This is a genomic window from Antrihabitans cavernicola (genome assembly GCF_008297975.1).
Taxonomy (GTDB): domain Bacteria; phylum Actinomycetota; class Actinomycetes; order Mycobacteriales; family Mycobacteriaceae; genus Antrihabitans; species Antrihabitans cavernicola.
Genome location: NZ_VLNY01000001.1, coordinates 108,901 through 122,550, shown reverse-complemented (window position 1 = coordinate 122,550; position 13,650 = coordinate 108,901). Strand labels below are relative to the sequence as shown.

Genomic DNA, 13,650 nt, shown 5'->3' with positions numbered 1-13,650 from the left:
AGAACCCCGCGAAACAGAGATCCGGCCGAGAATGCGCAAGCGTTCCCGGCCGAACCCCTGTCTGGAGTCTTTACGCGGCCTTGTTCAAGACACTGGGAATTCGATCTCGGTCATCCGCTCGGAGAGCGTCCAGACCCGCACGGCGTCGTCGGTGCTTCGAAGCGGGGAAAATAGCTTCTGCTCCGCAGGCCCGCCGCCCAAATGGCCGGGTCCGCTGGGGCCGTAGAACGCGCCGCGCGTCGCCTGGGGATCGGTGGCAGCCATCAACGCGGGTAGTCCGGCGGTCGCGACGGTGCCCAGCATGATGCCGCGAGCCGACAACAACCGGATGATCCGAACCTCGACGGTGTCGCCGCTGCGGCCGATCTCGGGGCGTGCCGCGAGCAGGTTGGTCGGGGCGATGCCGGGGTGCGACAGGTTGCTGGTGATGCCCCAGCCGTGTGCCTGGCTGCGGCGGTCCAGCTCCAAGCCGAACAGTCCGAACGCGATCTTCGATTGGCTGTAGGCCTTGCTTCCGCTGTAGGAGTTCTCCCAGTTCACGTCGTCCCAGTTGATCCGACCTGAGCGCGCAGCAACGCTGACCTGCGAGGTGACGCGCGCCTGGCCCGCACGCAGGAGCGGCAGGAGGTGACCGACGAGGGCGAAGTGGCCCAGGTGGTTGGTGCCGAATTGCAGCTCGAAACCGTCGGCCGTGGTCTGCCGTTCCGGCGGCGTCATCACGCCGGCGTTGTTGACGAGGATGTGGATGGGCGCGCCCTCGGTGCAGAGCGTTTCCCCGAGAGCCGCAACGCTTTGCAGGGACGACAGGTCGAGGTCGCGCAGGGAGACATCGGCATTGGGAACCTGCGCGCGAATCTTGGCGACGGCGTCGTCGCCCTTGCGTCGGTTGCGAACGGGCATGATCACCTCGGCGCCTGCCGCGGCCAATCGTTGCGCAATGGTCAGGCCCATGCCGTCACTGGCGCCGGTGATCAGCGCGCGTTTGCCTGCAAGATTCGGGACGGTGATGTCGATCGGTGTGCGCGACATTGCGGTGCTCCTCGAAATATTGGGGGTAGCTCCATGATCCGGCGCGGCCGCGTCCGCATCCAGGACCTCGCGATCCGTGGCTACGAACCGTTCCGAGCGGTAGGCATGACGTAGCAGACCACACATGGAGGACCACCGTGATCGATCGCGCAGGCCTGGCCCTGTTCTTACGTAATCGACGGGAGGCTCTGCAACCAGAAGACGTGGGCCTTCCGCGGGGTGCCCGCCGTCGCACGTCCGGTCTTCGGCGCGAGGAGGTTGCGGCGTTGTCGCACATGTCCGCCGACTATTACGCGAGGCTCGAACGCGAACGGGGACCGCAGCCGTCGGAGCAGATGCTGGCCTCGATTGCGCAGGGACTGCATCTGACGCGCGCCGAACGCGATCACCTGTTCCATCTCGCTGGGCACACGCCCGCCGATCGGGGAGTGACCGGCGAACACATCAGCCCGGGATTGCTGCGCGTTCTCGACCGTCTCGACGATACGCCTGCCGAGATCGTCACCGAACTGGGGGAGACGTTGCGGCAGAGTGCACTCGGTGTTGCGCTGACCGGAAACACTGCGGCGCTGGAAGGTTCGGCGCGCTGTATCGGCTACCGGTGGTTCACCGATCCGGCGGCACGGGGGTTCTACGCACCGGAGGAGCACGAGTTCCTGAGCCGACTCTTCGCTTCCGGTCTGCGCGAGATCATGGCGCTGCGGGGTCCGGGTTCGCATGCCGCCGAACTTTCGGAACAGCTGCTCGATCGCAGCGAAGAGTTCCGGCAGGTGTGGGCGAAACACGAAGTCGGCCTACGACCTCGTCAGGTCAAACAGTTCGTCCACCCGGAAGTCGGTGCGCTGGAGCTGAATTGCCAACGGCTGATCGATCCGGACTGCGCGCACTCGCTGTTGGTCTACACCGCCGAGCCCGGTAGTGAAAGCTACGAGAAGCTGCGGCTGCTCGCCGTCATCGGAACGCAGTCGCTCCGATGAGCTGTCGATCAACGCCGACCGGCAGCCAACCTCTCACGACGCAGCTGGTCCACCTCGCCCAGGTCGAGCGGCGGCAGCGAATCGACGCCGAGCGCGCGGGTCAGTAGCAGGTCTGCCAGTTCGGGATTGCGTGCCAGTGCAGGTCCGTGCATATAGGTTCCGATCACCGAACCCTGCACTGCGCCCTCGGTTCCGTCGCCGACGCCGTTGCCGACACCGTGCGTGACGCGGGCGAACGGCTTGGCGTCCGCGCCGATGGTCGTTCCGCCACGGTGGTTTTCGAAACCGGACAGCGTTGACGTCAACCCGTCGATCGCGGGTGTGGTGAGCACTTCGCCGATGGAACGGGTCTCCTGTGGGGCAGTGGTGACGTCGAGCATGCCGACGCCGTCGACACGCTCACCACTCGACGTCTCGTACCAGTTGCCGAGCACCTGGATGGCCGCGCAGATCGCGAGAACGGGCGCACCACGTTCGGCGGCCTGCTGTAATCCTGGGTATTGCAACAGGTGTCGCGTTGCGAGCCGCTGGGCGTAGTCCTCGGCGCCGCCGAGGGTGTAGAGGTCGAGCGAGTTGGGGACCGGGTCTGCGAGGGTGATCTCGACGATCTCCGCGTCGTAGCCGCGCAACCGCAGCCGCTGCCGGAGAATCAGCGCGTTGCCGCCGTCGCCGTAGGTGCCCATCACGTCGGGCAGGACGAGGCCGATGCGAACAGTCGATTCAGGCCGTCTCGATTCAAGCACTGCGTGCCTCCTTCGCCATGGCGGTGTTCAGGTCGCGGAACGCCGTGTAGTTCGCCAGCACCTCGACGCGTCCCGGCGGACAGGATGCGATGGCCGCCAACGGATCCGGAACGAGGGAATGCTCCACACTCGCGTAAGTGAGGCGCACGGCGAGGTCGGTGCCACGCTCGCCCGCGGCCACCACCTGCACGCCTTCGAAGTGCTCGAACCGCACGTCCCACAACCACGACAGGTCTTCGCCGTCGGGCACCTGACCGTTGACGGCGATGACCAGCCCGTCGACGGTGGGGTCGATCATCGACAGTGCTTCCTGCCATCCAGCGGGGTTCTTGGCCAACAACATTCGCACCGAATGCGCGCCGACCTGCACGGTGCTGTAGCGGCCTGCAACCTCGCTGACGGCGGATGCGGCCGCGACGGCGGCAGCGGGATCGGCCCCCATCGTCACCGCGGCGGCGACAGCCTGAGCGGCGTTGCCGCGGTTGGCCTTTCCGGGCAACGTCAGCGTCATCGGCAGTTTCAACCCGTCCGGGCCGTACAGGTGTTCGTCGTCGATCCACCAGTCGGGGGTTGGTCGCGCAAAGTCGGAACCCGTACTGCGCCAATGCCCGTCGGGACCGAACTCGATGGGCTCACCGGTGCGCGGACAACTCGTCGCGTCGTTGGCCCAGCCGCTACCCGCGGCGACCCAGACGACATGGGGAGCGTCGTAGGCGGCGGACGTCATCAGTACGTCGTCGCAGTTGGCGATCACGATCGTCGCGGGATGCCGGGTCAGGCCTTCGCGAAGCCGCCGTTCGATCATGTTGATCTCGCCGACGCGGTCGAGCTGGTCGCGGCTGAGGTTCAGCAGGACCACGACGTTCGGGTTCACCGCGTCGCACACGTGCGGAACGTGCAGCTCGTCGACCTCGAGTGCGGCGAGCGGTGCCGTCTGGTTGGCGGTGAGTGCGGCGACGATGCCCGCATCCATGTTGGCGCCGTCGGCCTGAGTGGCGACGTCGTCGATGGTGGCGAGCGCCGCCGCCGTCATCCGCGTTGTCGTCGACTTGCCGTTGGTGCCGGTCACCACCACCGTGCGCCGGTTGCGGCCCAACTGCGCCATGATCGATTTGTCGATCTTGAGCGCAATCAGGCCACCGATCATCGAACCCTTACCGCGACCCGCCTTCTGCGAAGCCCAGGAGGCGGCAGAGGCGGCTCGGAGAGCGAGTCGTCCGCGTGGGGAAATGCGCTTGGTGTCGTCGTCGAGCATGCGCCGAGTTTGGCACAGCGCTCCACGTTCGGCGCCACGGGCGGCGACGCCGCAGTCGCGCCGAGGATGACGATCACGCCGCCGACGATCGACAGCACGCTCGGCTGCTCACCCAGGACCAGCCAGGACACCGCGATCCCCACGACCGGCACCAGCAGCGAGAACGGTGCCACCATTCCCGCTGGATAGCGGCTCATCAGGGCAGTCCAGATGCCCGAACCCGCGATGGTGCCCAACAGCACCACATATGTGAGGCCGACCAGTGCGGGCAGGCCGTCCATGTTGAAGGAGTCGGCCAGCGCCGACCAGCCCGCCGTCGGACCTTCGACGGTGGCCGAGATCACCAGGAACGGGATCGGCGGCACCACCGTCATCCACAGCGTCAGGTGCAGCGCATTCGGCGGCTTCGCCAGCCGGGAACCCAGGTTGCCGAACGCCCAGCCCAGGCCTGCCAGCAGCGTCAGCACGACCGGCAGCAGTGTCGCGTGCTGAGCCCGGTCCCACCCGATTGCCACCATGCCGAGCACGGCCACAGCCAGGCCCGCCAACTGCCGACGGGTCACGCCCTCGCCGAGCAGCACCGCGCCGAGCACCACGGTGAACGGCGCCGACGACTGCAACACCAGCGACGCCAACCCCGTCGGCATGCCCGTCTGCATCGCCATGAAGAGGAAGGCGAACTGTGCAATGCCGAAGCCGACGCCGTAGAGGAGCAGCCACCGCACCGGCACGTTCGGCCGCGGCACGAACACGACCACCGGGATCGCGATCAGCAGAAATCGCAGGGCTGCGAAGAAGAACGGCGGGAACCGGTCCAGTCCCGCCCGCAGTGCCAGGAAGTTGACGCCCCACAGCAGCACGACGGTGAGGGCGAGCAGGCGGTCACGAGTGGTCATGAGGTCAATCGTGTGGGCGAAAAAGCATCAGTTCAATCGAATAAAAGTGCATTATCAATGTAGTTTTGCTACATGGATGTGCATCGATTGCGAGTCCTGCGCGAGTTGGCGGATCGGGAAACCGTTGCGGCCACCGCCGCAGCGCTGTCGATGACCCCGTCGGCGGTGTCGCAGCAGTTGAAGGTGCTGGCCCGCGAGGCCGGTGTTGCGTTGTTGGAGCCCGACGGGCGTCGGGTACGACTGACCGATGCCGGGCACGCGCTGGTGCTGCGCGCCGAAGCCGTGTTCGCGGCGCTCGACCGCGCTGCCGCCGAGATGGCGTCGTACAGCGGATCGCCGCACGGTCGGGTTCGAGTTGCGATGTTCCCGTCCGGCGCTGCCATGCTGCTGCCCTCGGTGTTTGCGGCGATGGCGGGTACCGGTGTGGAGATCGAAGCGTCCGATGTCGATCTGCCGTCGTCGGAAGTGCCTCGGCTGCTTGCCGATTACGACGTCGTGCTCACCCACCGCGACGATCGGGCGCCGTCGATCGCAGGCAATCGGGTGGTGTCGCGAGCGTTGCTGCGCGAACCGATCGACCTGGTGTTGGCACGGTCGCATTCGCTGGCGGGCAAGTCGTCGGTGGCGCTGTCCGAGCTCGCGGACGAAAGCTGGATCAGTGTACGGGGTGGCTTTCCCGTCGACGACGTACTGCAATCCGTCGCGACGGTCACCGGTGTGCAGCCGCGGGTTGTGCAGCGGCTCAACGACTTCGATGTGATGGAAGCGGTGGTTGCCGCAGGCTACGGGATTGCGCTGATGCCGCGATTCGCTGTGCGACACCCTGGTCTGGCGGTGCTGACGCTGTCCGGCGTGCGGGCCGGTCGGGTCTACGAATTGGCGACGCGGCCGCATGCCGATCAACGTCCCGCTGTCGCAGCGGTAATGCGCGCGTTCGAGACTGCGGCTGCAACGGCAGGTGCCCGGTATCGCTAGACAGTCCGGTCAGGCCAGCACGCATTTCGTGGTGCTGTAGATCGTCGGCATGCATTTGTTGCAGTGCGTACATTTCGATGTCGTTGTCCGATCGGCCCCGATCCTGCGCAACAGATCGGGCTCGCGCAGCAGAGCGCGGGCCATTGCGACGAACTCGAAGCCTTCCGTCATAGCCAGATTCATCGTCTCGCGGCAGGTGATTCCGCCCAGCAAGATCAGCGGCATCGTCAATTGCCGACGAAATTCGCGAGCGGTCTCGAGCAGGTACGCCTCGTGGAATGGATACTCCCGCAAGAAGAATCGACCACCGGCGCGCATGCCCAAGCGCAGCGGATTCGGAAACGCGGCGGCGAACTCGCGGCGTGGCGCGTCGCCGGTGAACAGGTACATGGGGTTGAGCAGCGAACTGCCTGCCGTCAGTTCCAATGCGTCGAGGGTGCCGTCGGCTTCCAGCCAGCGTGCGACTTGGACGGACTCTGCGGGTCGTAGGCCGCCGACGACGCCGTCGTCCATGTTCAGTTTCGCGGTGATCGCCAACCTGCCGCCGACGGCGTCGTGTACGGCGGCGGCAACCTCGCGGGCCAGTCGCGCGCGGTTGGCGAGGCTGCGGCCGTAGCCGTCATTCCGCCGATTCAGCAGCGGACTCAGGAACGAGCTGATCAAGTAGTTGTGGCCGAAATGCATTTCGACGCAATCGAAACCGGCGTCCTCGGCGAGCCGGGCGGCGTTGGCGTGCGCCTCGACGATACGGGCGATCTCGGCAGCGTCGGGACGAATGGTTCGCGCCATCCCCAGTGGGCTGAACAGCCTGCCTGGTGCGACGGCGGGCAACCGATTCGACGCCGCATTGGCGACCGGTCCGGCGTGGCCCAATTGTGCCGATGCCGCAGCGCCTTCGGTGTGCACCGCATCGGTGAGTTTGCGTAGTCCGGGCACCGCTTCCGGGCGCATCCAGATCTGATGGCGATCGGTGCGACCCTCGGGGGACACAGCGCAGTAGGCCACCGTCGTCATACCGACGCCGCCCGCCGCAAACTCGCGATGGAACTCGATCAGCTCGTCCGTGGCAAGTGCATCGGGTGTCCTGCCCTCGAAGGTCGCGGCTTTGATCACCCTGTTACGCAACGTGATCGGGCCAAGCCTGGCCGGTGCGAAAACGTCGGGGGTCATGCGACCGGTGCAGTCAGACCGGCGACGACGAACGATCGCAACGCCGCGGTGGCGTCATCGGAGACGACTCTGTCGCCGAACTGAAGAAGGATGAGTTCGAAAGCCAGGGCCCAGCGTCGACGAGCCGACTTGTCGTCCAATCTCGGTATGTGCGCGGTGAGCAGGTGCGACCACGACTCCATGCGAAACCAGCGGCTGTTCCCGTCGCCGTGGCGCCCTCCGAGCACCAGCCTGGCGAGCAGCGAGAGGTGCACAGCGCCAACCGGATTCGACGCCAGCTCGGTGAAAGGCGCAATGACGTCGTCGACGTACGACGCTATCGAGCGACGTTCGGTCGGCTCGTCGAGTCGCTGTGCCCACAGCGGCGCCAGGCGGTCCTCGAGCAACGCGGCGACCAACGCGTCCTTCGACCCGAAGTGATAGTGCACCGCAGCAGCATTCGCCTCTGCCTGTGTGCAGATGGCGCGGACGGACACCTTGTCGTACTCGGCGTCGAGCAACAGTTGTTCGGCGGCATCGAGCAAGCGAGTCCGAGTGCCAGCGATCGCGGTGTCCATCGCATCAGCACACCACAGTTCAAACAGTGATTCAAGTGGTGATTGAACGCTGCCAAATCGCTCGCTCGCAATCTGGGACTTGACCTCAACCGCAGTTGAGGACTGGAAGAGGGCGACAGCTCTCACAACGTCGTCTCCATCGTCAAATGGGAAAGCAGGGCTGCGCACGACGCTCAACAAACTGTCATGGCGCAGCGAGCGAAAGCCGTCGGATTCGACCGTGCGGCCTTTCGCGTGCGTCTCGGAATCGCAGCCGACCTGGGCCTGTACGCAGCTGCGTGAATCAGCCCGACCGCGCAGCCTCGGCGAGTACGTTCGACCGTTGCCGCCCATAGCCGAAGGTCGCGTTCGCGGTCGTTCCCGTGCTCGTTGGCGTGCCTGGACAAGTTTGCTAAGACGGTGCCGCTGATGTCGTGCGTAGGCGGCCACCCGGCGGATCGGGTGCAATTGCAATTTGCTCCTGATACTGTGACGCAAGATACGTGTGTGACTGAAGAGGCCAGTGTGACGATTGCGAGCTAAGAACTGAGGAGTCGAAGATGCGTAGACGGCGCGGGCGGTGGACAGCGATGACGGGCGGCCTGATGGCGGCTGGGACGGCAGCGTCACTCGCCTGCGGGGGCGGCGTCGCGCACGCGGAAGACCCACTTGCGCCGATTGTCGACGCAGGCTCCGCAGCTCTCGCCCCGATCATCGACACGGGCTTTGCAGCCGTTGGGCCGATTGTCGACACCGGCTCGGCAGCTTTGGGCTCGGCGGGCACCGGTTCTGCGAACACCGGATCAGCGGGCACAGGTTCTGCGGACACAGGTTCGGCGACCGTTGCCAACGGGCTGTTTTCGGGGCTCATTCCGCCGTTCCTTCTGCAAGGGCTTGCATTGGCCGTCGTTCCGCCCGATCAAATCGTGTCGTTCAACCAGATAGTCAGCAACGAGAGCAGCTGGAACATGTTCGCGCTCAACCCGTCCTCCGGGGCCTACGGCCTGGCACAAGCGCTGCCTGCGGGGAAGATGGGAGACACGGGCCCGGACTGGCTGATCAATCCGCTGACCCAAATACGGTGGGCGTACCAGTACATGAACGACCGTTACGGCAGTCCGAACGCGGCATGGGCATTCTGGCAGGCGAATCACTGGTACTGATCGCGGCGCCGCGACGTGGTCGTAGTTCAACCTGACACACTCGAAGGCATGGGTGCACACCGTTTTTCCGGGCGCGACGGGGTCGAGCTCGCATGGAACGAGATCGGAGCCGGACGGACGCTGATCCTGCTGCCCGGCTTCGGCGGCGTGGGCTCGCTCATGATCGAGTACGGCCCTGCCCGCGTACTGACCCAGCACGGCTATCGCGTCGTTGTTCCGGACTCCCGTGGCTCGGGGGACAGCGCGAGACCGGACGATGCGACCGGATATCCGCCCGATGTACTCGCCGACGACGGGTTCGCACTAGTCGAACATCTCGGGCTTCGCGATGGGGACTTCGACCTCGGGGGCTACTCGCTGGGCGCGCGGATCGTGGTGCGCATGCTTGCGCGAGGCGCCAAGCCAGGTCGTGCGATCGTCGCGGGGCAGGGATTGGCGAAGGTGAGTGGCCCCCAAGGCGGCGGATCGAGTCGCCGAATGGTCACGTCTGGCGCATTCGCGAGGGACGGTGCCAACCCCGAGGCGCTGTTTCACGTGCTGGACTCGCTGGTACCGACAACCGAGGATGCCCTGCGCGCGATCACTGTGCCGACCCTTGTCGCGATCGGCGATCGGGATGAACGCACAGACGCTGATCAGCTCGCTGCGCTGCTACCGAAGGCGCGGTTCGTCCGCGTCCCCGGCGACCACGGGAGCGCATTGGCAGCCCCCGAGCTGGCTGCCGCGATCACCGAATTCCTTGCCGGGCCTACCCAGCCGGAGTGAGCACGACGACCGGAATCTTGCGCGCGGTCTTTGCCTCGTACTTGTCGTAGTTCGGGAAGAAGTCGGTCAGCTTCTTCCATAACCGTTCGCGCTCAGGGCCTTCCGCGACCGTCGGCGTCACCTTGTGCTTCTTGCCGCCGACCTCGACCCAGCCTTCGCCGGCGTCGCGCAGGTTCAGCCACCACGCTGGATGCACGTCTTGCCCGCCGTAGGACGCAACGACCACGATTCGATCGTCGTCCTCGGTGAAGAACAACGGAACGGTCCGCTCCTGGCCTGACTTACGGCCGACGGTCGTCAGCAGCACGACCGGATTGCCCTGACTCAGTGCGGTACCGCCGGATTTCCGCTGCTTCCGAATGTCGTTGGCGGCAGCGGCTTTGACAACGAGCTTGAACAATGGGTTGGGCTTCTTGCCGGCCACGGTTTTACTGCTGCTCGCCGTTGGCGTGCCGTCCACCTGAGATCGCGAAATCGTCCGCCACCATGGCGGCCAATTCCAGGAATGCGCGACGGGTCGGCTTGCTGACCAGTTCGATGTCGATCTCGGCGCCCTCGGCGAGGTGATCGTCGAACGGGACGACCTGCACGGCTCGCGTGCGGTCGAGGAACAGCCTGCGCAGCTGGTCGAGTGCCAACGCATTCGATCCGCGATGCGACGAGTTGACGACGACGACGGTCCGCTCGACCAGGCGGCCGTAGCCGTGGTGCTCGAGCCAGTCCAGCGTTGCCGACGCGCTGCGCGCACCGTCGATCGCCTGACTTGTCACCAACACCAACGAGCTGGCCATATCCAGCACCCCGCTCATCGCCGAGTGCATCAGGCCGGTACCGCAATCGGTCAGGATGATGTTGTAGAACGACTGGAGTATGCCGACCGCCTTGCGGTAATCGGCTTCGCTGAACGCCTCCGAGACCGCGGGGTCCTGCTCGCTCGCCAGCACCTCGAGGCGGCTGGGCGCCTGCGAAGTGTGGGCGCGCACATCGGAGTAGCGCGAGATCGCCGCGTCGTCGAGCAGATTGCGCACCGTCGACGGCGTTTGCTGCGGCACCCGGTGCGCCAACGTGCCCAGGTCGGGGTTGGCGTCGATCGCGATGACACGGTCGCCGCGCAGCGACGCGAACGTCGAGCCGAGCCCGACGGTGGTGGTGGTCTTGCCGACGCCGCCCTTGAGCGACAACACGGCAATCCGGTAATCGCCGCGCACCGGCTGGTTCACGCGCTCGGTGAGCTCGCGGTATGCGGCATCGGCCGCCGACTCGCCGGGATTGATCGAGCCGCCCGACGCCTTGTGGACCGCGCGCCGCCAACCGCTGCGCGGCGGCCGCTTGGCTCGCTTGAGCAGGCTCAGGTCGTGGACCGATTGGCCGCCGCCCTGCTGCTGCGGCTGATCCTCGACGTGACGCTGCGGGGGCGGCGGTGCGTAACGGTTGTTCGCCTGCGGAGCCGCTGACGGCGGCGCCCAGGTGTATACCGGGCCGGACGGATTCTGCTGCTCCGGCGGCGCCTGATACTTCTGCGTGACGGGATCTTCTTGGACCGGCACCTGGCGAACCGTGCCGTTGGTGCTGATCTCCGGCTTGCGACGGTTGTCGAGCTCTTCGTAGTAGCGGTTGTTGCTGCTCCGCGGTGGCTGAGTGACGGGCGGCTGAGTGACGGGTGGCTGCGCGACCGGCGGCGGACCGGCAGGCGGCTGGAATTGCTGCTGGACCTGCGGGTACTGCCGATTCGGCGGAGCTGAAACGGGCGCCTGCTGCGGGCGCGGTGGCTGCTGTGCCGGCGGGACCTGCTGCGGCTCCGGCTGATAGTTCGCCGGCATCGGCGGCGGGCTGAACGTCTGCTGCGTCGGCTCGGGCGCAGGCTCGTTCATTCGGTGCGAACGCGGCGCTTCCTGTGAACGCGGTGTTTCCTGTAAAAGCGGTGGTTCCTGTAAACGCGAAGCTTCCGGCTCGGGGGCCTTTTCGGGTTCCGGCTTGGGTGCCGGCTGCTTACGAGGCGCAGGCTCGGTGGCAACGGGATGACCACCCGACTTGTCCGATGGCAGCGATTGCAGCCATGGCGGTGTGGACGGTTGGTTGTCGTTGCCGGTCAAGATGGATCCCCCGTTTGGTCACGCGTTCTATCGGTACAGATATTGCGGCGACCACGCTAGCACCCCGAACCGCACATAGCAGACCGAGCGGCTGCGAACGGGCATCGACACAGACCGATGCTCAGCTGATATCGAGCCGATATCAACGTCCGTTCACAGCCACCCGGCTGGAGCTCAAGACGCCCGGTTGACCGCCGAGACCACCGCGCGCAGCGATGCTGTCGTGATCGAGGTCGCGATGCCTGCACCCCAGACCACCTTGTCGCCGACGGCAACTTCCACGTAGGCGGCGGCCTGCGCATCGTCGCCGGAGGACATCGCGTGCTCGGAGTAGTCGAGGACCCGCACGTCGTAGCCGACATTGGTCAGCGCGTCGACGAATGCGGCGAGCGGACCGTTGCCGGTGCCGGTGATCTCATGCTCTTTGCCGTCGACCTTTACGGTTGCGGTGATCGAGTCGACGCCACCGTCCACCTCGGCGGCGGTGACCTTCTGGCGCATCCGCTCGAGCGGCCGAATCGGGGTCAGATATTCCTCGGCGAAGACGTCCCACATCTCCTTGGGACTCACCTCGCCACCCTCACCGTCGGTGATCTGCTGAATCGCCTTGGAGAACTCGATCTGCAGGCGACGCGGCAGCACCAGGCCGTGATCGGCCTTCATGATGTACGCGACGCCGCCCTTGCCGGACTGCGAGTTCACCCGGATCACGGCCTCGTAGTTACGGCCGACGTCCTTCGGGTCGATCGGCAGGTACGGGACCTGCCACGCGATGTCGTCGACGTCGGCATCCTGCTCGTCGGCGGACACCTTCATCGCGTCGAGGCCCTTGTTGATCGCATCCTGGTGGCTGCCCGAGAACGCGGTGTAGACCAGATCGCCGCCGTAGGGGTGCCGCTCCGGAACCGGGAGTTGGTTGCAGTATTCGACGGTGCGTCGGATCTCGTCGATGTTGGAGAAGTCGATCTGCGGATCCACGCCACGAGAGAACAGGTTCATGCCGAGCGTCACCAGGCACACGTTGCCGGTGCGCTCGCCATTGCCGAACAGGCAGCCCTCGATACGATCCGCTCCCGCCTGATAACCCAATTCGGCTGCGGCGACGGCAGTTCCGCGATCGTTGTGCGGGTGCAGCGAGAGCACCACCGAATCGCGCCGAGCCAGGTTGCGGCTCATCCATTCGATGGAATCGGCGTAGACGTTGGGTGTCGCCATCTCGACGGTGGCGGGCAGGTTGATGATGATCGGCTTGGTGGGCGTCGGCGCGATGATCTCGCTGACCGCGTCGCACACGTCCTTGGCGTACTCGAGTTCGGTGCCGGTGTAAGACTCGGGGGAGTACTCGTAGCGCCAGTTGGTGTCCGGGTACTTCGCCGCTTCCTGCAGGCATTTGGTCGCCGCGTCGGTCGCGATCTTCTTGATGGCGTCGCGGTCGGCGCGGAAGACGACGCGACGCTGCAGCACGGACGTCGAGTTGTAGAAGTGCACGATCACGTTGGCCGCACCGTCGCAGGCCAGGAACGTGCGCTCGATCAGCTCGGGGCGACACTGCGTCAGCACCTGGATGGTGACGTCTGCGGGGATCGCGTTCTCGTCGATGATCTCGCGGACGAAATCGAAGTCGGTCTGGCTCGCAGACGGGAACCCGACCTCGATCTCCTTGTAGCCCATGCGGACCAGCAGGTCGAACATGCGGCGCTTGCGGGCGGGGCTCATCGGATCGATCAGGGCTTGGTTGCCGTCACGGAGGTCGACGGCACCCCAGATCGGTGCGCGGTCGATGATCTTGTCCGGCCAGGTGCGGTCGAAAGGACCCGTCGCAGCGTCGAACGCCGGGCTGCCGCCCGGAATCTCGTCGGCGAAGGAACGGTAGCGATACGTCGGCATGGACGAGTTCTTCTGGGTGTTCCATGCGGGCTGGTCAGCGGGGGCAGGTCGCGACGGCGGGGTGATGGTGCGCGATCCGGATGTAAAAGCGTCTGCGGGTGACATTGCGATTCTCCGAGGAGTTGGGGACTGGTGGTCCAGTGTTCGGGATCGACCGGCGC

At 65.9% G+C, this 13,650-nt stretch carries 13 protein-coding genes; 4 read left to right on the top strand and 9 right to left on the bottom strand.

All coding sequences use genetic code 11. The features are described from left to right. Positions 1-84 precede the first annotated feature (84 nt). The gene (locus tag FOY51_RS00610; protein ID WP_149428278.1) at positions 85-1,029 is read right to left on the bottom strand and encodes an SDR family oxidoreductase; all 945 of its coding nucleotides are present in this window, start codon (positions 1,027-1,029) and stop codon (positions 85-87) included. 137 nt (positions 1,030-1,166) lie between these two features. On the opposite strand from FOY51_RS00610, the gene FOY51_RS00605 reads away from it, so the two are divergent. Continuing rightward, positions 1,167-2,006 carry a helix-turn-helix transcriptional regulator gene (locus FOY51_RS00605; RefSeq protein ID WP_149428277.1) on the top strand — a complete coding sequence of 280 codons (840 nt, stop codon included), beginning with the start codon at positions 1,167-1,169 and terminating at the stop codon, positions 2,004-2,006. An 8-nt stretch (positions 2,007-2,014) separates the two neighbouring features. Here FOY51_RS00605 and FOY51_RS00600 read toward each other — a convergent pair whose 3' ends face one another. From FOY51_RS00600 to FOY51_RS00590, 3 genes are read right to left on the bottom strand one after another with little or no spacing between them, the layout of a single operon-like run. Beyond that, complete coding sequence (locus FOY51_RS00600) at positions 2,015-2,749, bottom strand: type 1 glutamine amidotransferase (protein ID WP_290367865.1); 735 nt, start codon at positions 2,747-2,749, stop codon at positions 2,015-2,017. After that, positions 2,742-4,004 (bottom strand): Mur ligase family protein, encoded by a 1,263-nt coding sequence (locus FOY51_RS00595; protein WP_149428276.1) that lies wholly within the window; start codon positions 4,002-4,004, stop codon positions 2,742-2,744. Before FOY51_RS00595 ends, FOY51_RS00600 begins: the two co-directional genes overlap by 8 nt. Beyond that, a complete protein-coding gene (locus FOY51_RS00590; RefSeq protein ID WP_149428275.1) occupies positions 3,893-4,900 on the bottom strand; it encodes an EamA family transporter in 1,008 nt (335 codons plus the stop codon). The genes FOY51_RS00595 and FOY51_RS00590 overlap by 112 nt, the downstream gene beginning before the upstream one ends. Positions 4,901-4,972: 72 nt before the next feature. On the opposite strand from FOY51_RS00590, the gene FOY51_RS00585 reads away from it, so the two are divergent. Further along, positions 4,973-5,875, top strand: a complete 903-nt coding sequence (locus FOY51_RS00585; protein WP_149428274.1) for a LysR family transcriptional regulator — start codon at positions 4,973-4,975, stop codon at positions 5,873-5,875. Positions 5,876-5,884: 9 nt separating this feature from the next. Here the strand turns inward: FOY51_RS00585 and FOY51_RS00580 are convergent, their stop codons facing one another. Both FOY51_RS00580 and FOY51_RS00575 read right to left on the bottom strand, forming a co-directional pair. Next, the gene (locus FOY51_RS00580) at positions 5,885-7,045 is read right to left on the bottom strand and encodes an NADH:flavin oxidoreductase (protein WP_149428273.1); all 1,161 of its coding nucleotides are present in this window, start codon (positions 7,043-7,045) and stop codon (positions 5,885-5,887) included. Continuing rightward, on the bottom strand, positions 7,042-7,602 hold the full coding sequence (locus FOY51_RS00575) for a TetR/AcrR family transcriptional regulator (protein WP_149428272.1): 561 nt from the start codon (positions 7,600-7,602) through the stop codon (positions 7,042-7,044). The genes FOY51_RS00580 and FOY51_RS00575 overlap by 4 nt, the downstream gene beginning before the upstream one ends. 539 nt (positions 7,603-8,141) lie before the next feature. Between FOY51_RS00575 and FOY51_RS27435 the strand changes: the two genes are divergently transcribed. Next, the gene (locus FOY51_RS27435) at positions 8,142-8,744 is read left to right on the top strand and encodes an aggregation-promoting factor C-terminal-like domain-containing protein (protein ID WP_235916012.1); all 603 of its coding nucleotides are present in this window, start codon (positions 8,142-8,144) and stop codon (positions 8,742-8,744) included. Positions 8,745-8,792: 48 nt separating this feature from the next. Continuing rightward, complete coding sequence (locus tag FOY51_RS00560; RefSeq protein ID WP_149428271.1) at positions 8,793-9,509, top strand: alpha/beta fold hydrolase; 717 nt, start codon at positions 8,793-8,795, stop codon at positions 9,507-9,509. Here the strand turns inward: FOY51_RS00560 and FOY51_RS00555 are convergent. From FOY51_RS00555 to leuA, 3 genes are all read right to left on the bottom strand, one after another. Then, positions 9,493-9,933: a nitroreductase family deazaflavin-dependent oxidoreductase gene (locus tag FOY51_RS00555; protein WP_187776117.1), complete on the bottom strand. Its 441-nt coding sequence runs from the start codon at positions 9,931-9,933 to the stop codon at positions 9,493-9,495. The two genes, FOY51_RS00560 and FOY51_RS00555, sit on opposite strands and share 17 nt — an antisense overlap. A 4-nt stretch (positions 9,934-9,937) precedes the next feature. After that, positions 9,938-11,605: a nucleotide-binding protein gene (locus tag FOY51_RS00550; RefSeq protein WP_371830398.1), complete on the bottom strand. Its 1,668-nt coding sequence runs from the start codon at positions 11,603-11,605 to the stop codon at positions 9,938-9,940. Between the two features lie 171 nt (positions 11,606-11,776). After that, positions 11,777-13,594 carry a 2-isopropylmalate synthase gene (gene leuA / locus FOY51_RS00545; protein ID WP_149428268.1) on the bottom strand — a complete coding sequence of 606 codons (1,818 nt, stop codon included), beginning with the start codon at positions 13,592-13,594 and terminating at the stop codon, positions 11,777-11,779. Positions 13,595-13,650 lie beyond the last annotated feature (56 nt).